This window comes from Brevundimonas sp. FV1ye29L, assembly GCF_058681095.1.
Window position 1 is genome coordinate 1,799,285 of sequence record NZ_CM178730.1, and the last position, 21,329, is coordinate 1,820,613.

Annotated in this window: 23 protein-coding genes and 1 pseudogene; 14 read left to right on the plus strand and 10 right to left on the minus strand. The window is 66.9% G+C overall.

Annotated elements, in window-relative coordinates:
* Positions 1-11 precede the first annotated feature (11 nt).
* Positions 12-724: pseudogene (locus ACW17W_RS08795) on the minus strand (type IIL restriction-modification enzyme MmeI); the annotation flags it as partial.
* A gap of 57 nt (positions 725-781) precedes the next feature.
* Between ACW17W_RS08795 and rpsF the strand changes: the two are divergent.
* The 6 genes from rpsF (at position 782) to alr (ending at position 5,361) form a co-directional block, all read left to right on the plus strand.
* Entirely contained in the window at positions 782-1,159 is a 378-nt protein-coding gene (gene rpsF, locus ACW17W_RS08800; protein WP_492076535.1) for a 30S ribosomal protein S6, read from the plus strand.
* A 14-nt stretch (positions 1,160-1,173) separates the two neighbouring features.
* Entirely contained in the window at positions 1,174-1,458 is a 285-nt protein-coding gene (gene rpsR / locus ACW17W_RS08805; RefSeq protein WP_492076536.1) for a 30S ribosomal protein S18, read from the plus strand.
* Position 1,459: 1 nt separating this feature from the next.
* The gene (gene rplI, locus ACW17W_RS08810; protein ID WP_492076537.1) at positions 1,460-2,044 is read left to right on the plus strand and encodes a 50S ribosomal protein L9; all 585 of its coding nucleotides are present in this window, start codon (positions 1,460-1,462) and stop codon (positions 2,042-2,044) included.
* Positions 2,045-2,187: 143 nt separating this feature from the next.
* Positions 2,188-2,625, plus strand: coding sequence for a hypothetical protein (locus ACW17W_RS08815; protein WP_492076538.1), 438 nt, complete (start codon positions 2,188-2,190; stop codon positions 2,623-2,625).
* A gap of 103 nt (positions 2,626-2,728) precedes the next feature.
* Complete coding sequence (locus ACW17W_RS08820) at positions 2,729-4,213, plus strand: replicative DNA helicase (protein ID WP_492076539.1); 1,485 nt, start codon at positions 2,729-2,731, stop codon at positions 4,211-4,213.
* An 89-nt stretch (positions 4,214-4,302) separates the two neighbouring features.
* The gene (alr, locus tag ACW17W_RS08825) at positions 4,303-5,361 is read left to right on the plus strand and encodes an alanine racemase (protein WP_492076540.1); all 1,059 of its coding nucleotides are present in this window, start codon (positions 4,303-4,305) and stop codon (positions 5,359-5,361) included.
* Positions 5,362-5,367: 6 nt separating this feature from the next.
* Here alr and ACW17W_RS08830 read toward each other — a convergent pair whose 3' ends face one another.
* Entirely contained in the window at positions 5,368-5,976 is a 609-nt protein-coding gene (locus ACW17W_RS08830) for a YIP1 family protein (protein WP_492076541.1), read from the minus strand.
* Between the two features lie 167 nt (positions 5,977-6,143).
* Here ACW17W_RS08830 and radA point away from each other — a divergent pair, with 167 nt between their 5' ends.
* The 6 genes from radA (at position 6,144) to ACW17W_RS08860 (ending at position 13,067) form a co-directional block, all read left to right on the plus strand.
* Positions 6,144-7,511 carry a DNA repair protein RadA gene (radA, locus tag ACW17W_RS08835; RefSeq protein WP_492076542.1) on the plus strand — a complete coding sequence of 456 codons (1,368 nt, stop codon included), beginning with the start codon at positions 6,144-6,146 and terminating at the stop codon, positions 7,509-7,511.
* 30 nt (positions 7,512-7,541) lie between these two features.
* On the plus strand, positions 7,542-8,138 hold the full coding sequence (locus ACW17W_RS08840; RefSeq protein ID WP_492076543.1) for a CvpA family protein: 597 nt from the start codon (positions 7,542-7,544) through the stop codon (positions 8,136-8,138).
* A 27-nt stretch (positions 8,139-8,165) separates the two neighbouring features.
* Entirely contained in the window at positions 8,166-9,680 is a 1,515-nt protein-coding gene (gene purF / locus ACW17W_RS08845; protein WP_492076544.1) for an amidophosphoribosyltransferase, read from the plus strand.
* Between the two features lie 54 nt (positions 9,681-9,734).
* Entirely contained in the window at positions 9,735-10,079 is a 345-nt protein-coding gene (locus ACW17W_RS08850; RefSeq protein WP_492076545.1) for a VOC family protein, read from the plus strand.
* Between the two features lie 38 nt (positions 10,080-10,117).
* A complete protein-coding gene (locus tag ACW17W_RS08855; protein ID WP_492076546.1) occupies positions 10,118-10,864 on the plus strand; it encodes an SDR family NAD(P)-dependent oxidoreductase in 747 nt (248 codons plus the stop codon).
* A gap of 331 nt (positions 10,865-11,195) precedes the next feature.
* On the plus strand, positions 11,196-13,067 hold the full coding sequence (locus ACW17W_RS08860; RefSeq protein WP_492076547.1) for an SEL1-like repeat protein: 1,872 nt from the start codon (positions 11,196-11,198) through the stop codon (positions 13,065-13,067).
* A gap of 182 nt (positions 13,068-13,249) precedes the next feature.
* Here the strand turns inward: ACW17W_RS08860 and der are convergent, their stop codons facing one another.
* The 7 genes from der to ACW17W_RS08895 all read right to left on the minus strand — a co-directional run bounded on the left by der (position 13,250) and on the right by ACW17W_RS08895 (position 19,442).
* Positions 13,250-14,869 (minus strand): ribosome biogenesis GTPase Der, encoded by a 1,620-nt coding sequence (der, locus tag ACW17W_RS08865; protein ID WP_492076548.1) that lies wholly within the window; start codon positions 14,867-14,869, stop codon positions 13,250-13,252.
* 48 nt (positions 14,870-14,917) lie between these two features.
* Positions 14,918-16,342: a PQQ-like beta-propeller repeat protein gene (locus ACW17W_RS08870; protein WP_492076549.1), complete on the minus strand. Its 1,425-nt coding sequence runs from the start codon at positions 16,340-16,342 to the stop codon at positions 14,918-14,920.
* A gap of 23 nt (positions 16,343-16,365) precedes the next feature.
* Positions 16,366-17,133 (minus strand): tetratricopeptide repeat protein, encoded by a 768-nt coding sequence (locus tag ACW17W_RS08875; RefSeq protein ID WP_492076550.1) that lies wholly within the window; start codon positions 17,131-17,133, stop codon positions 16,366-16,368.
* Positions 17,134-17,236: 103 nt separating this feature from the next.
* The gene (gene panB / locus ACW17W_RS08880) at positions 17,237-18,073 is read right to left on the minus strand and encodes a 3-methyl-2-oxobutanoate hydroxymethyltransferase (RefSeq protein WP_492076551.1); all 837 of its coding nucleotides are present in this window, start codon (positions 18,071-18,073) and stop codon (positions 17,237-17,239) included.
* Entirely contained in the window at positions 18,074-18,487 is a 414-nt protein-coding gene (locus ACW17W_RS08885) for a hypothetical protein (RefSeq protein WP_492076552.1), read from the minus strand. It lies immediately after the preceding gene.
* Complete coding sequence (locus ACW17W_RS08890; RefSeq protein WP_492076553.1) at positions 18,474-19,034, minus strand: RNA polymerase sigma factor; 561 nt, start codon at positions 19,032-19,034, stop codon at positions 18,474-18,476. Before ACW17W_RS08890 ends, ACW17W_RS08885 begins: the two co-directional genes overlap by 14 nt.
* A gap of 24 nt (positions 19,035-19,058) precedes the next feature.
* Positions 19,059-19,442 (minus strand): DUF6249 domain-containing protein, encoded by a 384-nt coding sequence (locus ACW17W_RS08895; RefSeq protein WP_492076554.1) that lies wholly within the window; start codon positions 19,440-19,442, stop codon positions 19,059-19,061.
* A gap of 154 nt (positions 19,443-19,596) precedes the next feature.
* On the opposite strand from ACW17W_RS08895, the gene ACW17W_RS08900 reads away from it, so the two are divergent.
* Together ACW17W_RS08900 and ACW17W_RS08905 are read left to right on the plus strand one after the other, a co-directional pair.
* The gene (locus ACW17W_RS08900; protein WP_492076555.1) at positions 19,597-20,433 is read left to right on the plus strand and encodes an endonuclease/exonuclease/phosphatase family protein; all 837 of its coding nucleotides are present in this window, start codon (positions 19,597-19,599) and stop codon (positions 20,431-20,433) included.
* Positions 20,434-20,563: 130 nt separating this feature from the next.
* On the plus strand, positions 20,564-20,803 hold the full coding sequence (locus ACW17W_RS08905) for a hypothetical protein (RefSeq protein WP_492076556.1): 240 nt from the start codon (positions 20,564-20,566) through the stop codon (positions 20,801-20,803).
* On the opposite strand, the gene ACW17W_RS08910 is transcribed toward ACW17W_RS08905, so the two are convergent.
* Positions 20,800-21,147: an arsenate reductase gene (locus ACW17W_RS08910; RefSeq protein WP_492076557.1), complete on the minus strand. Its 348-nt coding sequence runs from the start codon at positions 21,145-21,147 to the stop codon at positions 20,800-20,802. The genes ACW17W_RS08905 and ACW17W_RS08910 overlap by 4 nt on opposite strands.
* Positions 21,148-21,329: the final 182 nt, after the last annotated feature.

The window sequence follows — 21,329 nt, forward strand, 5'->3', positions numbered from 1 at the left end:
ACCGGGTCCTGATCCTGAAAGACCCGCTTCTCGACCCCGACGATGAAGCCGAAGGCCTCCACATGGGCGGGCAGGTCGGCGAGGGCGAACCGGGTCTCCTCGCGCGTATCCAGGTCGATCAGCTCGAACGTCTGGAAGTCGCACAACAGGACGTAGCGCGGCAGTTCGTGGTCTTTCAGCCCGGGGAAATAGTTGTGGGCCTGTTGCCGGGCGCGGCCCAGATCGCGCCCGGCGCTCTTCTGCTCGACCAGCAGGACGCCCTTCCAGACTCCTCGAAGGCCGCGACCTTGCGGCGGCGGACGCCGAAAACCTCGAAGAAGTCGTTGTAGAAGCTCTGCGTCTCGCCCTTCTCGTAACGGGCGTCCGCCCACTCGCGCGAGAAGGCCGCGGCGCGGGCTCGAATTTCGTTCCAGCTGAGACGCAAAGGCAAGGTCCTCCCCTGCCCCCCACTTCGCCCTGTTCGCGCCCCTCTGGCAAGCGCGCCGGGCCGCCCGGCGAGGCGAGACATGGATCCCCATCCTCTGGATACACGGTAGACATTCGCCGGCCATTCCGGCCGGGCCCGCCGATCCGGCGGCCGCGGGCCCGCACCGCCCGGCCCGGCCAACCTTTCCTTGCCCCCCGGCCGGTTTTCCCCTATAGGCCCCCGCTTTCCAGGGCTTCGGTCCTGACGCGGACTGCCAAAGGGTCGGGAAGTCGTTCCGGCCGCCGCATCAGGATCCATCGTGGAACCGGCTTACCCGGCCGGTCTGCGCCGACGCCCGCAAAGGGAGACGTACGAATGGCTCTTTACGAGCACACGGTCATGTCGCGCCAGGATATCAGCGCGCAACAGGCCGAGGCCCTCAATGACACGATCAAGGGTCTGATCGAAGCCGGCGGCGGTTCTGTCGCCAAGATCGAATACTGGGGCCTGCGCAACCTGACCTATCGGGTCAAGAAGAACCGCAAGGCGCACTATTCCCTGCTCGCCGTCGATTGCCCCCCGGCCGCCATGGCCGAGGTCGAGCGTCAGCTGGGCATCAATGAAGACGTGCTGCGCTGGCTGACCGTCCGCGTCGAGGAACTCGACCTGGAGCTGTCGCCGCTGCTGGCCCGCCGTGAACGCGAGCGCGAGCGCGAACGTGAACGCGGTCCCCGCGAAGAAGTCGAAGCGTAAGGAGCGCCCGGATCATGACTGACGCCACCTCCCGCAACAATGTTCCCGGCACGCCGGTGAACGCCTCGGCCGGCCCGCGCCGTCCCTTCTATCGTCGCCGCAAGGTCTGCCCGTTCACGGGCGAGGGCGCGCCGAAGATCGACTACAAGGATGTGAAGCTGCTGCAGCGTTACATCTCCGAACGCGGCAAGATCGTGCCCTCGCGCATCACCGCCGTTTCCCAGATCAAGCAGCGCGAACTGGCCAAGGCCATCAAGCGCGCCCGCTATCTGGCCCTCCTGCCTTATGTGGTGAAGTAAGATGAAGGTCGTTCTGCTCGAACGCGTCGAGAACCTCGGCGCCATCGGCGACGTCGTCACCGTCAAGGACGGCTTCGCCCGCAACTTCCTCCTGCCGCGCGAGAAGGCCCTGCGGGCCACCTCGAAGAACCTGGAGAAGTTTGAACTGGATCGTGCGGCCATCGAGGCCCGCAACGACCGCAACAAGGGCGAGGCCCAGAAGGTCGCCGACAAGATCGACGGCCAGTCCTATGTGATGATCCGTCAGGCCGGCGAAACCGGCCAGCTGTACGGATCGGTCGCCGGGCGCGACGTCTCCGAGGCCATCCAGGCTGAAGGCGGCAAGGTCGAACGCTCGCAGGTCGTCCTGAACACGGCGATCAAGACCCTGGGCGTCCACGAGGTGCTGGTTCGCCTGCACGCCGAGGTCTCCGCCACGGTCAAGATCAACATCGCCCGCTCGGCCGACGAGGCCGAACGTCAGGCCAAGGGCGAGGACGTGATCAAGTCGGCCTACGACGAAGATCGCTCCGCCGCCGCCGAACAGGCCCGCGACATGGTCGAGGGCGGCGCCGGTCAACAGGACGGGCTCGGTTCCGAGGCCTGATCCCTGCGGATCGACGACAAGGATCAGGGGCGCGCTCTTCGGGGCGCGCCCCTTTTTCGTTGCGCCGGCCGGACCGTCCGCCCCGCCTTGATTTCGCCCTCCGCCGCTCGCAACCTTGGCCGTCACGCCCGGGGAAATGCGCCATGATCCGAACCGCCGTCGCCGCCCGAACCGTCGCCGCTCGAACCGCTGTCGCCCGAACCGCCGTCGCCCTGACGGGCGCCGTCCTGCTGACCGCCATGGCCCCGCCGCCGATGACGCTGGAGGAGTTCGTCACCACGGCCAACCGCATCCCCAGGAACCCGACCGCCCTGCTCCGCCCGGACGCCCGGCGGCTGATGCGCGAGGGCGAGACGGCCTTCAAGACCGTCCTGGGCGGTCTGCGCGCCGACCAGGCCGCCGGCCGCCCGACGGTCGCCTGCCCGCCCGAGCGGGTCAGCGTCAACACCACCCGGTTCCTGGACCACCTGAACACGATCCCGGCCGCGCGCCGCCGCACCATGTCCGTCGCCGACGGGGTGCGCCACTGGACCGTCGCCAACTATCCCTGTCCACAGAACGCCGCTCGAACGGGCGGCTGACAAGGAGAAATTCCGACCGTCCACAGAGCGGCGAAACTGTCCCCCGCCATGACCGCCTCGGCGGCTGTCGCGGAGGCGGGCGCGGGCTAGAGCGTTAACCGACATGAACGCCTTTGCTCCCTTCTCCGCCGACACCGTCGCCATCCCGTCCCTGCCTCACAACCTGGAGGCCGAACAGGCGCTGCTGGGCGCCCTGATGTTCGACAACGGCATCTTCGAACGGCTCAGCGACCGGCTGCGCGGCAGCCATTTCTACGAGCCGTTCCACCAGCGGCTGTACGACGCGATCGAGGACCACATCCGCCAGGGCCTGCTGGCCGAGCCGACCATCCTGATGGAGCGGTTCAAACAGGACCCGGCCTTCGCCGAGTTCGGGGGGCTGCGCTATCTGGCCGACCTGATGGACCGGGCGCCCCCGGGCGCCAACGCCCCCGACTACGCCCGCGTGGTCTATGACCTGGCCCTGCGCCGCGACCTGATCCGCATCGGCGGCGACATCATCAAGGAGGCGCCGGACCCTGAACGCGCCGCCATCGACCAGATCGAACAGGCTGAACTGACCCTGTATTCCCTGGCCGAGACCGGGGCGCCGTCGTCCGGCTTCGTCAGCTTCTCCACCGCCCTCAGCGGCGCCGTCCAGATGGCGGGCGAGGCCTATCAGCGCGACGGCAAGCTGGCCGGTCTGGCCTCGGGCCTCGACGACCTCGATTCCAAACTCGGCGGCATGCACCCGTCCGACCTGCTGATCCTCGCCGGCCGCCCCTCGATGGGCAAGACGGCCCTGGCCACCAACATCGCCTTCAATGTCGCCCGCAACTACCGCTGGGAGCCGACGCCGGACGGCCGCAAGACGGTCAGCGGCGGGGTGGTGGCCTTCTTCTCGCTGGAAATGAGCGCCGAACAACTGGCCATGCGGATCCTGGCCGACGCCTCGGGCGTGTCGTCCGACCGCCTCCGCAAGGGCGAGATCGACGCCTCGGACTTCGGCAAGGTGCGCGACGCCGCCATCGAGATCGGCGAGAGCCCCCTCTATATCGACGCCACCGGCGGTCTGGCCATCTCCAAGCTCGCGGCCCGGGCCCGGCGGCTGAAACGGATGGAACAGGGTCTGGACCTGATCATCGTCGACTATCTCCAGCTGATCACGGTCGGCGAGGGCAATGGCAACAAGAACCGGGTGCAGGAGGTGTCGGAGATCACCGGCGGGCTCAAGGCCCTGGCCAAGGAGCTGAACGTCCCCATCATCGCCCTGTCCCAGCTGTCGCGTCAGGTCGAGAACCGCGAGGACAAGCGGCCCCAGCTGTCCGACCTGCGTGAATCCGGCTCGATCGAGCAGGACGCCGACTGCGTCATGTTCGTCTATCGCGAGAGCTACTATCTGGGCCGCACCGAGCCGCGCGAGGGCACCGAGGAGCACCTCAAATGGCAGGAGGACATGGACCGGGTAAAGGGCACGGCCGAGGTCGTCATCGGCAAGCAGCGCCACGGCCCCATCGGCATCGTCAAACTGTCGTTCCACGACGACACGGTGAAGTTCGGCAACCTGGCGCGCACCGGCTACGGCAATTTCAGCGACATTCCGGAATAGACGTCAAAATCGACCGGTCGAGCATGATCATTGCCCTGACTGTGCGAGTTTTTGGGTGACCTGCACGAAACTTGCGGCATAAGGCCCGAATGGTCGTGCTTGCCCCTTCCCCCGCCACGCTCACGGTCGACCTCGATGCGTTGAGCCGCAACTATCACACCCTGGCTGCGGTCAGCGGCGCGCCGGTGCATCCGGTCGTCAAGGCCGATAGCTATGGACTCGGCGCCGCCGCCTGCGCCCGGCGTTTGATGGCGGAAGGGGCGCGGACCTTTTTTGTGGCCCGTGCGGCCGAGGGCGTCGCCCTGCGCGCCGTGCTGGGGGCCGATCCGGTCATCTATGTGCTGGACGGCTGCCATGGCGACGCGGCGGTCGCCCTGAAGGCCGCCGACCTGCGCCCCGTCCTGAACCAGCCCGCCCAGCTTCAGGCCTGGACGGCGGCGGGCGGGGGCGGCTGCGGACTGCAGATCGACACAGGCATGAACCGCCTCGGCTTCCGGCCCGAGGACGCGCCGCAGCCCTTTGCCGGGCTGGAACTGGTGATGAGCCATCTGGCCTGCGCCGATGAGCCTGCGGAACCGATGAACCGGCGCCAGCGCGACGCCTTCGCCGGAATCGTCAGCCGCTATCCGGGCGTGACGCGGTCCTTCGCCAACTCCGGCGGCTGTTTCCTCGGGCCCGACTACGCCTTTGACGCCGTGCGTCCCGGGATCTGCCTGTACGGCGGCGGGCCCGAAGGCCGTCCGGATCCGCGCATCGCAGCCGTCGCTGCCCTGACGGCGCAGGTGGTCCAGGTGCGGGACGTCCCGGCGAGCGAGAGCGTCGGCTATTCGCGGGGCTTCACTGCCGACCGCCCGACCCGGATCGCCACGTGCGCGGCCGGCTATGCCGACGGCGTATTGCGGGCCTACAGCGGGCGTGGCGAGGGTCGCGTGTGGCTGAACGGCGATTTGCGCCCCATCCTCGGGCGGGTGTCGATGGATGTGATCGCCGTGGATGCGACGGGCGTCGATGTCGCGGCCGGAGACCCGGTCGAACTGTTCGGCGGTCACCGGCTGCTGGATGACGCAGCAGCGGCGGCCGGGACGATCAGCTATGAGCTGATCACCTCGATCACCGGCCGCGTTCCTCGCGTCTATTCCGGAACCTGATCCGGCTCAGACCACCCCGGCGGCCACGATGGTGCTCGCCGCGAAGCCCAGCATCATCATGCCGGTGATCGAACCGATGATCATCCAGATGACGATGGCGGCGATGACCACCACGGCGGTATAGCCCAGGGCCTTGTCCTGCGGCGCGCCCATGAGGCGCGGCAGGCCGAGGTAGAGCAGATAAAGGCTGTAGAGCCCCCCGATGAGGCCGAGCGCGGCAAGGCCGCCGGGCAGCAACTCGAATACGCCGGCGACCCATGTGGCCGTCGAGGCGTAGACTGCGACCTTCATGGCCGCAAGACGATCACGGCCGCCCCCGAAGCTCGGGGCGAGCAGATCGATCATGAAGCCCAGCAGATAGACCCCGACGAGCGACAGGGCGTATCCGACCAGGCCGCCGATGATGGCTCCGGCCACGCTGTCGCCGTAGACGACCGCAGCGATCAGGCCGCAGATCGGGCTGATGGCGGCGAGGATCACGGCATAGCTGGTGAACAGACTGCCGATGGTCTGGTGTTCGGCCTTGATGATCTCCCACTCCACGGCCGGGTTCATCAATATGCCCTTGACCCGTGCGACAAACGACGGGTTCAGGGCGGGCGGCGAGTCAGTCATGACGGAACTCCGGTGGGGGTGGGGGCAGCTTGACCGCAAACGCCTTGCGGCGCCAGTCGGCCCGCCGGCGCCGACCCCGATTTCGGGACGTCGAAATCGGACGCAGCCCCTCGCGGCGCCCTTTCCGCCCCCTGCCCGTCCCGCCCGGCATGCTGTAAGCCGGCGTTATGGCGAGAGATGGCGCAATATATGTTTGTCAGTCCTGCGGGGCGGTGCACGGCAAGTGGTCGGGGCAGTGCTCCGCCTGCGCCCAGTGGAACACGATTGTTGAAGAGAGCCGCAGCGCCCCGCCCGGCGCCCTGAAACCCGCCACAACCGGTCGATCGCGCGGCCTGACGTTCGAAACCCTGCAATCGGACACGCCCGAGCCGGCGCGGATCATCACCGGCGTCACCGAGTTTGACCGGGTCTGCGGCGGCGGCGTGGTTCCCGGCTCGGCCATCCTGCTCAGCGGCGACCCCGGCGTGGGCAAGTCGACCCTCCTGCTCGACGTCGCCGGCAGGGCGGCCCTGCGGGGCGCGCGGGTCGCCTATATTTCGGGCGAGGAGGCGATCGAACAGATCCGCTCCCGCGCGAAACGAATGGGCCTCGCCGGGGCCCCGGTGCAGCTGGCGTCAGCAACGGCGCTCCGGGAAATTCTCGCGACCCTGAAGCGCGAGTCGTTTGACATCGTCATCGTCGACTCGATCCAGACCCTGTGGTCCGACGCCCACGACAGCGGGCCGGGATCGGTCACCCAGGTCCGGGCCTGCGCCGGCGAAATGGTCCGGCTGGCCAAGTCGCAGGGCGTCGCGGTCGTTCTGGTCGGCCACGTCACCAAGGACGGCCAGGTCGCGGGCCCGCGCGTGGTGGAGCATATGGTCGACGCCGTGCTCAGTTTCGAGGGCGAGCGCGGCTATCCCTTCCGCATCCTGCGCGCCGGCAAGAACCGGTTCGGCGCCACCGACGAGATCGGCGTCTTCGAGATGGGCGACGCCGGCCTGACCGAGGTGGCCAATCCCTCTGCCCTGTTCCTTGGCGAGGGCAAGGACCGGGCGGCCGGATCGGTGGTCTTCGCCGGCATCGAGGGCTCCCGCCCGGTTCTGGTCGAGATGCAGGCACTTGTGTCCAAATCCGCCTATGGCACCCCGCGCCGGGCCGTGGTCGGATGGGATACCGGGCGACTGGCCATGGTGCTGGCCGTGCTGGAGGCGCGCTGCGGCTTCGGCTTCGGGGACCAGGACGTCTATCTGAACGTCGCCGGCGGGCTGCGGATCAACGAGCCGGCGGCCGATCTGGCGGCGGCGGCGGCCCTGATCAGCTCGGCCACCGACAAACCCCTGCCCCAAGGCTGCGTCGTCTTCGGCGAGATCAGTCTTTCGGGCGAGGTGCGCGCCGTCGGCCGGGCGGAGGCGCGACTGCGCGAGGCCGGAAAACTGGGGTTCGATCAGGCGCTGTCGCCGCCGCTGACGGTCAAGGGGGACGGACTGGCCATCACATCGGTGTCGCGATTGACGGAAGCGGTCGAACGAATCTCGCAAAGCCGCTATGGGTGACCCCCAGTACACTGAGGACCGCCCGCAACCGTGACCGGCTTTGACGCCTTCGCCATTCTGGTGATCCTCGCCTCGGCCGCCGCAGGCTGGGTGCGCGGGGCGACGCGAGAAATCATCACCCTGCTCAGCTTTGTTCTGGCGGCCTTCCTGGCCCTGGTCAGCCTGCCGGTGACAGCCCGGCTGGGACGCGGTCTGATCGACCCCGACTGGGCCGGGACCATCTTTGCGGCCATCCTGACCTTTTTCATTCTGTATTTCGGCATCCGCATTCTCGGATCGTCCCTGTCGAAACGGGCCCAGGCCCATCCGCAACTGGGCGGCGTCGATCGAGGCCTCGGAATCTTCATCGGCGCCGGACGGGCCCTGGTGCTTCTGGGCGCCATTCATCTGGTCATCGTCGCCGCCTTGCCGGGCGAGCGGACGCCGCGCTGGCTCAGCGAGGCGACCCTTCGGCCGCTCAGCGCCGGCGCGGCGCGGGCGATCCAGGTCATCCTGCCGGGGATAGGCCGGGGCGCCGACGCCCTCGCCCCCGTCGTCGATTCATCCGTCCGCCGAGGTTTTTCCGACGATGAAGCCTTGCCGAAACCTCAATCAGACAATACTTCGCCGCCTGCCGCCGCCCGCTAGATTTCCGCCTGTCATCGGAGCCCCACGATGAGCAGCCTCGCCCATGTCATTTCCGATCCCGTCGTGCACCGCGCGCACCATCGCGAGGCGGATGACGATCGCCCGCGCCTGGAATGCGGGGTCTGCGGCGTCTGGGGCGCGCCGGATGGCGACGCCTCGGCGATCGTCGCCCTGGGCCTGCATGCTCTCCAGCATCGCGGTCAGGAAGCCTGCGGCATCGCCAGCGTCCGCGACGAGCGCTTCCACACCGAACGCCATCAGGGTCTGGTAGGCGAAGCCTTCGGCGGCGCCGATCTGGCTACCCGCATGCCGGGACCGGCGGCGGTCGGCCATACCCGCTATTCGACCGCCGGCGGCAGCTTCCTGCGCAACATCCAGCCGATGTTCGCCGACCTGGACCAGGGCGGCATCGCCATCGCCCACAACGGCAACCTGACCAATTTCCACTATCTGCGGAACCAGTTGGTCGGCGAGGGTTCGATCTTCCAGTCGACTTCGGATTCCGAAGTCATTCTTCACCTGATCGCCCGCAGCCGGAAGGCGCGGATCGTGGACCGGTTCATCGACGCCCTGGCCCGGATCGAGGGCGGCTACGCCCTGGTGGCCCAGACCCGCACCAAGATGATCGGCGCCCGCGATCCGCTGGGCATCCGGCCCCTCGTTCTGGGCCAGCTGGGCGACGCCTGGGTGCTCGCATCAGAGACCTGCGCCCTGGACACCATTGGCGCGACCTTCGTCCGTGATGTGGAACATGGGGAGGTGATCGTCATCGACCATGAGGGACTGCGGTCCCTCAAGCCCTTCCCCACCCGTCAGGCGCGTCCCTGCCTGTTCGAATATGTCTACTTCTCGCGCCCCGACAGCGTCGTGAACGGCCGCTCGGTCTATGAGGCGCGCAAGCGGATGGGCGAGGGCCTGGCGCAGGAGCATGCCGTCGAGGCCGATGTCGTTGTGCCTGTCCCCGATTCCGGCGTCCCGGCGGCGCTCGGCTATGCCCGCGCCAGCGGCATTCCCTATGAAATGGGGATCATCCGCAGCCACTATCTGGGCCGCACCTTCATCCAGCCCAGCCAGGGCGCCCGGCAGAAGGGGGTGCGGATGAAGCACAGCCCCAACCGCGGCGTACTGGCCGGCAAGCGGGTGGTGCTGATCGACGACTCCATCGTGCGCGGCACCACCTCGGTGAAACTGGTCCGGGCCGTGCGCGCGGCCGGGGCGACGGAGGTCCACCTGCGTTCGGCCAGCCCGCCGATCCTCTATCCCGACTTCTACGGGATCGACATGCCCGAGCGGGACCAGCTGATCGCCGCCAACAAGTCGATGGAGGAGATGCGCCAGCACCTCGAGGTCGACACCCTCGGCTTCCTGTCCGTCGACGGCCTGTACCGGGCGATGGGCGAGACCGGCCGCAACGCCCACCAGCCCCAGTTCACCGACCACTATTTCACCGGCGACTATCCGACCCGGCTGACCGATCGGGAAATCGAGGCCGGTGGGCGCGATCCGGTGGCGCGGCAACTTTCCCTGCTGGTGACCGCTTAAGCTTGAGCGATCCCGCCGCCTGCGGGCGTTCTTGATCATTCAGGAGCCACACTCTTGGTCCAGCTCGGCTATTTCACGCTCGACATCCCGGATATCGACAGGGCCAGGGCCTTCTATGGCGCGCTCTTCGGCTGGACCTTCGACGAGGGGGCGTCCGGTCCCACCTATGCGCATGTCGCCGACAGCGACCCGGCGTTCGGCTTTTCCAAGGCCGAGCGGAAGTCGGACTATTCCCATCTCTATTTCCGCGTCGAGGACATCCATGCGGCCTGCGCGCGGGTGGTCGAACTGGGCGGGCGGTCGGCCATGCCCGCAGAGAGCACAACCGGCCTGTCCGTCGTCGTCTCCGACGACCAGGGCACAAGCTTCAGCCTGTGGCAGGCGGCCGAGGGCTACTGACGCTTTCACCGGACCCTCTGGCGCGCTATCAGCGCACCATGTCCGACCTCCCCCTGAAAGACCGTATCGCCCTTGTCGTCGGGGCCTCGCGCGGCATCGGCTATGAGAGCGCCCTGGCCATGGCGAAGGCCGGCGCCCACATCATCGCCGCCGCCCGGACCCAGGGCGGGCTGGAGGCGCTGGACGACGCCATGTTCGCCGCGACGGGCAAGCACGCCACCCTGATCCCGTTCGACATCATCGACGGCGGGGCCATCGACCGGATGGGCGGGGCCATCTTCGAGCGGTTTGGCCGGCTGGACATCTGGGTCCAGGCGGCGGCCACCCTCGGCGCCTCCGGCCTGACGCCGGTGGCTCATGCCGACCCGCGCGGCTTCAGCAAGATCGAGAAGACCAACCTGACCGGCGTCTATCGACTGATCCGCTCGCTGGAGCCCCTGCTGCGGCTGTCCGACGCCGGGCGTGTGGTGCATCTGACCAGCAGCGCGGCGGCCGCCCCCAAGGCCTTCTGGGGCGCCTATGCCGCCACCAAGGCCGGGGCCGAGGCCCTGATGAAGTCCTGGGCCGACGAAATCGAGACCACGTCTGTACGGGTGGCGATCCTGGACCCCGGCCGGATGCGCACCCGGATCCGGGCCCAGGCCTTCCCCGGAGAGGATCCCGACACCCTTCCGCATCCGTCCGAAATCGGCCCTCTGGTGGTCGAGCTGGCGCGCGGCGACCTGACCCCGCCCCTGACGGTCAGTTTCAGGGAATGGAAGGCAGGGCCGACGACCGCAGCGTAGTCCTGAGGCTGAAGGCTCGGTCCGACTTCCGCGCTTGTCGGCAGCAAAAACGGATCCCCGTTGAACATCCTGAATCTGCTCGGCGGGCTGGAATCAGGTTTTGTCTGTATCGCGTGACGTCAGCGCGGCTCAATCACAGCGTGTAGACGCCCATCTCGGGCGAGAGCGTCATCATATCTGGCAATTTTGGAGTCTGGGTTATCTGAAATGGATGCTGGCTACGGGCGGTGGAACCGCAGTCATTCGAAACTCGAATCACGAACCTTGCTGCTCACGTTTCAGTTCAGAAAGAACTTTTTGATGACCCAGGCTGAATCGGAGCACTCACGCCTTGTTCGACATCATGCCCCATTGCCAACAGCACCACAGCGGCAGGCCTCTCTTCGCGGCGATACTGGGTTGTCTTCTGCTCGCCATAGGTTGTGTCGGTGCGCCAACCTTGGCGCAGGCGCAGGCCCGATCTCAGCCGGTCTACGACTTTGGCGGCACACTGATCGACTATAGAGATTATCCGTTTCCCGTCGTGCCCGCCGGAGAAATGTGGCGCCCTGACCTTGGCCATACAGAAATCACCGCATTCGTCCCAGCGGGATTGACGGCGAGCTTTCCCGAACCTGCCAGGGAAGCGGTAGAGCGCGCCTTGGCCTTGGAGGCCGCAGGCGATGGTGCAGCGGCGATTGCCCTCTTGACGCAGAACCTCGCGCTCATTCCAGAAGGCAGGGGCGAGTACAACATAGCCAACATCTATGCGGCAGGATCGGGTGGTGTTCCGGTCGACAAGGCGCAGGCCGCGATCTGGTTTGAACGCGCGGCTCCGTTGAATCCGGCCGCTTATAACTGGTTGGGCGCCAATGCGGCAGATGACCAGACCCGCCTTCACATCTGGAGCGTCGGGCTGTCGCGGGGTTGCCTGAACTGTGCGGCCAGCCTGATCAACGCCAAGATCACCCGGCCCAAAACTCGCCAGGAAATCCGGCTGTGGGGCAGGAGCAATCCCAACATCACCGTCAACCTCGTGCCCATCGATCTGCGGATCTCATACGCGATGGTGGCGATCGATATGGGACATGGGGGCGGCCCCAACCTGCTGACGGATGTCCTGCAAGACATGGTCTACCCAAGCGATCGGGCGAAAATGCCGCAGTGGGTACAGGATCTCTATGGCGACCTGGTGCGAGAAGGCAACGTTGTCGTCGGCGGTGAAAATGTCGTCACAACGGGCATCCTTGCGGGGGTCGTCTATCCAAAACTGCGAAGCGGACTGGTGCCCGGCAGGTTTGCGCTGGCGGCTCAGCAAGTCGAGAAGCAGGACTGGCAGGCCGCTGCGAATACGCTGGTCTTCTCGACGGAGGGGGGGCGATATCTTCCACCGCTCATCAATGCGTTCATGGACCGCATGCCCGCTGACAGAACCGTAATGGGAGCTGTCGCGATAAATTCTCTCGCGGTACGTGCGACCTATTGGGGTGACCCGACCCACGCAGCAGCGGCCGCGCTGATACTCAATGATGGATACAAGACCTTTTACCACGACGGTGAACGATGGGCAGAATCCGGAATACGTCGGCCCAGTACGTCGCAAACCTACGCCGCCGTCGCGCGCGCCAATGGACTGATGTGGCGAGAGGTTGCGACGCAAATTTCGGCCGCCGCCGCCGTGGTGTCATCTGAAAGCGCGGCGACCCGGGCACGAACCTGCCTCACTACGGCGCGCAACTCACCCACCCGCACCCTGTTGACCTGGCTCAACTGTCGCTCCGACACCTATCGTGCCTGGGCTACGACCGACGAAGTGGATTTCGGTGTGCTCGACGATCAGGGATTTGAGGCCTTGCTCTCCGCGGCAAGCGCCGAATACCAAGCCGAATACGACCGGCGGGTAAGCGGCGCCGCCGACAGAATTACAGCGAACCAGGCGCGTCGGGAAAATCCCCGGTATGACTTTGGCGACGCCCGGATCACCGCGTCCGGCGACCTCCAGCGGCAGAACGAGGCTTTTGCCCGCGCCAACCCGCAAAACTTCCGGAATATGCCGAACCACTACCGTCAGGTCGAGGAATGGTACCGGGCGTTCGACCGCCAACGCGACCGTGTGGCCTCGGGCGCCGCCCGTGACTTGCGTGATGGTCAGGTCGTGACCGGCAGCACCCGTGCTTGCGCCGTCTGGTCATTGAGGGTCATGCCGTTCTGTAACGGAGCGTGAGATCTAGGTTTAGGGAGGGTGCTCACTGAAACTCTGCGGCTGAACTGCTACAAGCTCAGTCGTTGACGACGAAGGGTCGAATTCTACCTGCGCATTGTTTCTCAAAATCAAACCTTGCGCAGCCTTGCCAACGAAGAAAACCGTGAAGGCTGACAGCGACAAGACGCAGAACAGCTTCCAGCCTACTTCTTCGGCGCGTGTTTCTGCCCGGTCCGGACCCGGCCTGACCGGGACACCTGTCTCGCCCCGCCTCTGGCGCCCTTCTGGATCGCCACGCTGGAGCCGGCCTTCTTGGAGGCCGAGGCCTTGACCGCGCCGATGACGCGGGGTTTGGCGACGCGGGTCTTCTTCTGCTCCAGCGCCTTGCCGGGCAGGCTGGACAGGGCCTCTTCCTTCTCGGCCTTGCGGACGCGGCGGGGCGCCGTCTTGGCGTCGCCCTTGTAGCGTTCGGGGCCCGACTTGGAGCCGCCCTCGGCATAGGGATTGGGCGAGTTCGACTTCAGGCTCAACCGGATCGGCGTGCCGGGCAGGTCGAAGCTCTCGCGCAACGAGTTGGTGAGATAGCGCAGATAGTGGTCCGGCAGGGACGAGGCGCGGCTGGCGAACAGCACGAAGGTCGGCGGCCGGGCCTTGGTCTGGGCCATATATTTGGTTTTCACCCGCTTGCCGTCGACGGCGGGGGGCGGATGCCTCTGGGTCGCCATCGCCAGCCAGTCGTTGAGGTCCTTGGTCTTCACCTTCACCGACCAGGTCTCATAGGCCTTCATCACGGCCGGCATCAGCCGCTCGACGCCTCGCCCCGAATGGGCCGACAGGGCCACGAACTGCGACCCCTTCAGCTGGGGCAGCTTGTCGTCGGCCATCTGTTTCAGCTTGGCCATCCGCGCCTGGGGCTCCTCCTCAAGGTCCCATTTCGACGCCACATAGATCAGGGCCCGGCCCTCGCGCTCGACCAGATCGGCGAGCTGAAGATCCTGCACGTCGAAGGCATTGTCCTTGTCCATCATCAGGACGACCACCTCGGCAAAGGTGATGGCGCGGATGGTGTCGGCGACCGACAGCTTTTCCAGCTTTTCCTGGACCCGGGCCTTGCGGCGCATCCCGGCCGTATCGACCAGACGGATGTTCTGGCCCTCATATTCCCAGTCGACCGAGATGGAGTCGCGGGTGATGCCGGCCTCGGGGCCGGTCAGCATGCGGTCCTCGCCGATCAACCGGTTGATCAGGGTCGACTTGCCCGCGTTGGGACGGCCGATGATGGCGATCCGGATCGGCTTGTCCGGCTCGTCGACCTCTTCGATGAAGATGTCGGCGCTGGCGGCGATCAGGGCGGCATACAGGTCCGCCATCCCCTCTCCGTGCTCGGCCGAGATGGCGACAGGCTCGCCAAAGCCCAGACCATGGGCCTCGCCGACGCCCCCGCCGCTCTCGCGGCTCTCGGCCTTGTTGGCCAGAAGGATGACGGGCTTGGTCTGACGACGAAGCAGATCGGCGAAGATGCGGTCCAGCGAGGTCACCCCCTCTCGCGCATCCATCATGAACATCAGGACGTCAGCGTCCTCGAGCGCAGCCTCGGTCTGCTCGCGCATCCGCGATTCCAGACTGTCATCGGTGACGTCCTCGAACCCGGCCGTGTCGATCAGGGTCAGGTCCAGATCGCCGATATGGCCGTCGGCATAGCGACGGTCGCGGGTCACCCCCGGCCGGTCATCGACCAGGGCCAGACGTTTTCCCACCAGCCTGTTGAACAGGGTGGACTTGCCCACGTTGGGGCGGCCAACAATGGCGACCTTCAATGCCATGTCGGCCTTCTATCCCAGAATCAGTCCGAACGCGTCAGAGAATGCGGATCAGCGAATACAGACCAGCTCGCCATTGTCGGTCAGCACATACAGCGCGCCCTCATAGGCGGACGGCGCGACATAGGCGGGGGCGCCGAGGCGAACGGAGGCTGACTGAAGTCCGGTCTTCGGGTCAAAGCCCACGGCCTCGCCGTCGGAATTGACCAGAACCAGCCGGTTGGAGGCCAGAACCGGACCCGACCATTCCGGCCGCACGGTGCGGTCAAAGAAGCCGAGGAAGCCCCCCTCCTGACGCACACGGCCTTCATTGAGGTCGCGGGTCCAGTAGACGGCGCCGGTTTCCCGGTTGATCAGGGTCAGTTCGCCCGACTTGGACACGACATAGACCACGTCGCCGGCCGGCAGGGGCGCATTGACCCCGGCGATCGGCACGGACCATTTCGGCTGGCCGGTGCGGATGTCCATGGCCTGCATGACGCCCGAGTGGCCCACGGCATAGACGACGCCGCGGCTGATGACCGGACGACCGGCGATATCGCGCAGCTCCGACAGGGCGCTGGTGCGGCTGGTGCGCGACAGAACCTGCTGCCAGACCGGCGTGCCGTTGGTGGCCCGCAGGGCGGTCACCTCGCCAGACGAGAAGGGCGCAATCACAGTGTCGCCGACCACGGCCGGTGACGCGGCGCGCATGATCCGGGCCGGCTCGGCGATCCCGCGATACGACCAGTCCTGTTCGCCGTTGGCGGTGTCAAAGGCGATCAGCTGGTTGTCGATATCGACGACGAAGACGCGCGTCCCTGCAACGGTCGGAGCCCCGTGGATCGGCGCGTCGACGCGAACGGTCCAGACCACGGCGCCGGTCGAGGCGTCCAGGGCCGTCATCGAGCGATAGCCGGAGGAGACGAAGACCTTGCCGCCCGCCACAGCGACGCCGCCGCCAAATCCACCGCTGGCCGGACGCGAGCCGCCGGGCAGTATCCCGAGGCGGGAGGCGCCGCGCTCGGTTTCGTCAGGGCGGACATTGGATTTCCAGACCACTTCGCCGGACGCGGCGTCGACGGCGGTGACGGTCGATTCGCCGTCCATGACGAAGACCCGTCCGCCGTCGGCCACGACCGGCGCCATGATCTGGCGGGTCTTGCCGGACCCGGCGCCGATGTTGCGCTTCCAGGCCACGGTGAAGTTCGGGGCGGCGATGGCGTGCTCGACCGAGTTCTCGGTCGTGCCGCCCGGCATCGGCCAGGACGTCACGGCCTGCGGACCCGGCAGGAAGAAGTCGCGGCCCGACAGGGCGGCCGAGGGCGCCAGTTGCTGATCAAAGCTGAGGACGGAGATTCGCTGACCCTCGGTCGCGACCGAGCCCGCCTCTTCCTTGCCGCCGAGGCCAAAGGGCAACATCCGACGCTGGGCGGCGCAGGAGGCCACGGTCAGCGCCACGCCGCATGTCAGGGCGACCTTGAGGAAACGCGTCATGGAGGTCTTTCGAATACCGGTCGTCATTGGGCGGGCGCGGACGTCGGCGCCGGCGGGGCCATGGTCATCGGCGAACCTGCCGCGCCAGGGAGTGCGGCGGGCGGAAGCTGCGCCATCCGGTCGGTGATCGCCTTCAGATTGCCGGCGATGCCGCTGTCGATGGCCTGGATGCCGCTCTGCGAGAACTGGCGAACGACGTCAGGAACGTCCTGCCCCAGGGTCAGCTGAACGAAGGCGGAGCGCGCCTCGGCCGTCTTGCCGTGCTGAAGATTGGCCATGGCCAGGGCCTGCTGGGCGAAGGGGCGCAAGGGGCGGCCCTCCTTCGTCAAGGGCTCCAGCCGCGCCTGCATATCGGCCAGGGTGGCGGTGTCCATCAGCAAAAGGGCGGCCTTGTAGTGCGCCAGATCCGCCAGCAGCGGATCCCGCGCAGCCTTTGCCGCCTGGTCGAACAGTTCCACCGCACCAGGCAGATTGTCAGCCGTCACGGCCAGACCGGCGCGCTGTTGCAGGGCCAGAGCCTTGTAGGCGGCGTTGCCGGCCTTTTCGGCCTCTACGAAGGCGGCTTCCGCGCCTGCCGTATTCCCGGCCTCTACAGCCTCCAGCGCCCGGGCATAGGCGACCGAGGCCTTGTCGGCGCGGCTGGTCTGGTATGAGTCCCAACCCCACCACGCCAGGGTGGCGATCAGGGCCACGGCCAGAACGGCGCCGAGCACCGGCCCCCACTTCATGGCGAGCCGCTTGTACCGGTCGGAGCGGAGCTCCTCCTCGACCTGCTCGAAGACATCAACCACGGATCGTCGCCCCAACTCTATCTTGCAAAACCGGCGCGGACCCTAGTGGGTAACCCCCACGAGAGGAACCCCCAGCGATGAACCAGGACCGCAATGCGAGGGGTCAGGACTCGACCGGCTTTTTCGAGAAATAGGTCTCGACTTCGGCAGGAAAACGGCGGGCCTTCACATCGGCGGCGTATTGTCCGACGGCACGGTCGATTTCCGTTCTCAGATCCGCGTATTTCCGTACGAATTTCGGCGTCCAGTCGAACAGGCCCAGCATGTCGGGCGTGACCAGGATCTGGCCGTCGCAGGCGGCCGAGGCGCCGATGCCGATGGTCGGCTTGTCGATGGCGGCGGTGATTTCGGCGGCGACCGCCTCGGCCGTGCCCTCGATGACCACGGCGAAGGCGCCGGCGTCAGCGGTGGCCTCGGCCTCGGCGATGACCCGAAGCCGTCCGTCCTCCGTGCGGCCCTTGGCCTTGAAGGCGCCCTCGGTCAGGACCGCCTGCGGCCTCAGCCCGACATGGCCCATGACCGGAATGCCGCGCTGGACCAGATAGGCGATGGTCTCCGGCACCGTCGGGCCGCTCTCCAGCTTGACGGCCTGGGCCCCGGTTTCCTTCATCACCCGGGCGCAGTTCTCATAGGCCTGTTCCTTGCCGCCCTCATAGGAGCCGAACGGCATGTCGATCACGACCATGGCCCGACGCGAGCCGCGCATCACCGCCTGGCCGTGCAGAATCATCATCTCCAGCGTGACCCCGACGGTGTTGGGCAGGCCGTGCACCACCATGCCGACGCTGTCGCCGACCAGCAGCAGGTCGCAGTGGTCGTCCAGCAGGGCCGCCGTCGGCGCATCATAGGCCGTCAGGCAAACGATCGGCTCGCCGTTCTTGCGCGACTGGATATCGGGCGCGGCGATGCGCCGGACGACTTCCTGCTTCTGGCTGGACACTCAGACCTCCTGGGACAGTTTCACGATCCCGACCGCCGCCATGGCCACCAGGGCCGCCGACGCAATCCAGAACAGCTGCATGCCGCCCATGGAGCCAAACGCCATGTCGGACAAGCCGACATGCTCAACCATGGCGCCGACCAGATCACCGGTGCTGCCGCCCGCGGTCTCGATCCCCTGCCCCAGGACGCGCGCCGGCGAGCCTGCCGACGACAGGGTGAAGTCCAGGTTCAGGCTTTCGCGTACCGCGAACACGCCGCCGATCAGACCCGCCGCCGTCAGGGCCATGGCGCGAACCCGCGAGCCGGAGTTCAGCCGCGCCTCCACCGTGTCGGCGAAAATCGAGGCGTCGGCCATATGCGGCGTCCGGGCGAACAGCCGTTCGATATTGGCGTCGAACTCATCCGCTGACATGAAGAACCCTCCCGTTCTCGACCCGCCCGGGCGCAAGCCGCGCACGAAGCTTATCCAGACCACGTTTGACATGAGACTTTACCGTTCCCAGCGGCAGATTCATGGCGGCCGCAATTTCCGGATGGGACATCCCCGCGCCATGACACAGGGAGACACAGAGGCGTTCCACGGGGCTGAGCATCTTCAGCGCCTCGTCCAGGTCCACCAGTCCGCCGCGATCGACTATCGGCGCGGCCTCTTCCAGCGCCGATTCCTCGACATAGCGGGCGTCCTTCGCTTTGCGCTTGATGTACAGGCGCGCGGCGATCCGCTTGACCCAGGCGGCGAAGGTGCCCTCGCCCCGGAATTCGGCGCAGCGCTGGAACGCCGTCAGAAAGGCGTCCTGCGCAATGTCGTCGGCCTCGGCCGGCTGGGCGCCCATCCGGCGCAGCAGGGCGCGCACCGCCGAGCCGTGCCGACGCACCAGTTCGCCGAACTCCCGCCGCCCGCCGGCCGCCGCCAGGGCGGCCAGTTCCACGTCGTGGTGATCCATCAGGGATCTGGACATGATCTCCCCCCGTCCGGACCCCGCTCAACCCTTGTTCTTGTTAAAGACGCTCAGGATGATGAAGGCCAGACCGATCATGCCCGGGATGGCCGACATCCCCACGACGGGATAGAAGGCGTCGCTTTCCTCGAAGCTGATGGCATAGCCGAGCAGGGCGATGCCGATGCTGACGGCGGTCAGGACAATCCCCAGACGCAGGTCCCGGGCGGCCGTCGGGGCCGGCTTGATCGAGTCCTTGGACAGGGCCTCGATGACTTCGGGCGGCAGGGGCTGGCCCTTTTCGATCGCGGTCCGCAGCGTCGCCTGCATCTCCTTGCGTTCACGGCTCTTCAGAACGGCCGGCACGATGACGATGGCGGCGACCATGGCGAACGGCGCCAGCGGAATGAGAACTTCAAAGCCTTGCATCGGATGTTTCCCTCTCTCGATGTCCGACCGGCAGCGCGATGCCCCGGCCTTCTGTGAACAAGAGGCGGCGGCGGCGTCCCACGGATGCAGACATTGACGTGAAATCTTCGTAAGGTCGATGAAACCGGTTACAACGGCCCGAACGGAGGAAACCTTGACCACCCGACGCCTTCTGCTCGCCGCCCTCCCGCTCGGCCTCATGCTGACGGGATGCGCCACTGCCGCCTCCTCACCTCCACGCGAGCTGAAGGTCGCCACCTTCAACATCTGGCACAACCAGGGCGACTGGGCCGCGCGGCTGCCGCTGCTGATCAAGGCCCTCATGGAGGCCGACGCCGACGTCATCGCCCTGCAGGAGGTGCTTGAAGACGCCAATGTCGGCCTGCCCAACCAGGCCCGGACCCTGGCCGAGGCCCTGTCGGCCGGGTCCCGGGCGACAGGCGGCCGGCCGTACTCCATGCATTTCGTCTCGACGGATCCAGAGGGCGCCCCGCGGCGCTACGGCAATGCCATCCTGACCCGCCTGCCGGTGCTCGCCCACGACAGCCGCAAGCTGCAGCCGCTCGACGACTACCGCACCGCCCTGCGCGTCCGGGTCGAGATCGCGGGTCGACCTGTCGACATCGTCGACACCCATCTGGCCTGGCAGCAGGAGGCCGGCGCCGTCCGTGCGCAACAGGTCGCCGATCTCCTGACCTGGCTGCCGCAAGACGGAACGCCCCTGATCGTCATGGGCGACTTCAATGCGCCCCTGTCCGATTCCGGCCTGTCGACCCTGACCGGGGTGCGGTTCTTCAGCGCCCTGCCCCGCGATTCGGTCGTCACGACCCTCAACCCCGCCAAGGGCCATCCGAACCGGGTGATCGACCACATCTTCGCCGAGACGGAGTTCTTCGCGCCCCGCGCATCCGCCCTGATGGGCGACGTCCCGGTGGGGGGCGAATACCCCTCCGACCATTTCGGAGTCCGCGCCACGCTCAGCCTGCGCTGACCGCCAGAGCAAACGCCGTCGCCGCAGACACGTTTCTCGCCCGCGGCCCTTGCGCGCCGCCATCCGGATGGCAAGCTGACGGGGGTGTGCGCTCCCATCCGGCGCCCCGGCCGAAACAGGAAGTCCCGCCATGACCCAGATCACCTACCGCATCGTCGAACACGACGGAGGCTGGGCCTACAAGGTCGGCGACAGCTTCTCGGAGACCTATCCCAACGCTGAATCGGCCCGCACCGCCGCCGCACGCGCCGCCCGCGAGCAGCGGGTCGCCGACAAGACCGCCTGGATCGAGTTCGAGACCCCGGACGGCGAATGGGTCACCGAGCGGGCCGACGGCCATGACCGGCCGGATACGGTCGTCGAGGGTTAGGCGAGCGCCGCCGCATAAATCTCGGGCTTGAAGCCGACGATCCGCCGGTCGCCCAGATCCAGGACCGGCCGTTTGATCATCGACGGCTGCTCCAGCATCAGGGCGATGGCCCGGTCGTCGTCCAGATCGGCCTTCCGCGACTCCGGCAGGGCGCGGAAGGCGGTTCCGGCCCGGTTCAGCACGGTCTGCCACCCGTGCTCCCCGACCCAGAGCCGCAGCGCCCCCTCGTCGATCCCGACCTTCTTGTAGTCGTGGAAGACGAAGGCCACGCCGTTCTGGTCCAGCCAGACCCGCGCCTTCTTGACGGTGTCGCAGTTGGGGATGCCGTAGAGGGTGTAGGTCATGCAGCTCATATGTCCGCTTTGCCCGGTCAATCCAATAGCCGCGTTCGACCCAAAGCGGACCTATGGCCGCTGAGGTTCTAAGTGTGATCATCCGGCTTTGTATGGGCGGTCCGAAGCGGCGCATGTCGGGTATGCGATGTCGTACAGCCACCCTTCGTCTCGGCAGATGTAGCATTGGCCAT

Bases quoted from the DNA above. Each gene is read 5' to 3' on its own strand.
- rpsF (WP_492076535.1), top strand. From the start codon at position 782: ATGGCTCTTTACGAGCACACGGTCATGTCGCGCCAGGATATCAGCGCG.
- rpsR (WP_492076536.1), top strand. From the start codon at position 1,174: ATGACTGACGCCACCTCCCGCAACAATGTTCCCGGCACGCCGGTGAAC.
- rplI (WP_492076537.1), top strand. From the start codon at position 1,460: ATGAAGGTCGTTCTGCTCGAACGCGTCGAGAACCTCGGCGCCATCGGC.
- ACW17W_RS08815 (WP_492076538.1), top strand. From the start codon at position 2,188: ATGATCCGAACCGCCGTCGCCGCCCGAACCGTCGCCGCTCGAACCGCT.
- ACW17W_RS08820 (WP_492076539.1), top strand. From the start codon at position 2,729: ATGAACGCCTTTGCTCCCTTCTCCGCCGACACCGTCGCCATCCCGTCC.
- alr (WP_492076540.1), top strand. From the start codon at position 4,303: ATGGTCGTGCTTGCCCCTTCCCCCGCCACGCTCACGGTCGACCTCGAT.
- ACW17W_RS08830 (WP_492076541.1), bottom strand. From the start codon at position 5,976: ATGACTGACTCGCCGCCCGCCCTGAACCCGTCGTTTGTCGCACGGGTC.
- radA (WP_492076542.1), top strand. From the start codon at position 6,144: ATGGCGAGAGATGGCGCAATATATGTTTGTCAGTCCTGCGGGGCGGTG.
- purF (WP_492076544.1), top strand. From the start codon at position 8,166: ATGAGCAGCCTCGCCCATGTCATTTCCGATCCCGTCGTGCACCGCGCG.
- ACW17W_RS08855 (WP_492076546.1), top strand. From the start codon at position 10,118: ATGTCCGACCTCCCCCTGAAAGACCGTATCGCCCTTGTCGTCGGGGCC.
- der (WP_492076548.1), bottom strand. From the start codon at position 14,869: ATGGCATTGAAGGTCGCCATTGTTGGCCGCCCCAACGTGGGCAAGTCC.
- ACW17W_RS08870 (WP_492076549.1), bottom strand. From the start codon at position 16,342: ATGACGCGTTTCCTCAAGGTCGCCCTGACATGCGGCGTGGCGCTGACC.
- ACW17W_RS08885 (WP_492076552.1), bottom strand. From the start codon at position 18,487: ATGTCAGCGGATGAGTTCGACGCCAATATCGAACGGCTGTTCGCCCGG.
- ACW17W_RS08890 (WP_492076553.1), bottom strand. From the start codon at position 19,034: ATGTCCAGATCCCTGATGGATCACCACGACGTGGAACTGGCCGCCCTG.
- ACW17W_RS08895 (WP_492076554.1), bottom strand. From the start codon at position 19,442: ATGCAAGGCTTTGAAGTTCTCATTCCGCTGGCGCCGTTCGCCATGGTC.
- ACW17W_RS08905 (WP_492076556.1), top strand. From the start codon at position 20,564: ATGACCCAGATCACCTACCGCATCGTCGAACACGACGGAGGCTGGGCC.
- ACW17W_RS08910 (WP_492076557.1), bottom strand. From the start codon at position 21,147: ATGACCTACACCCTCTACGGCATCCCCAACTGCGACACCGTCAAGAAG.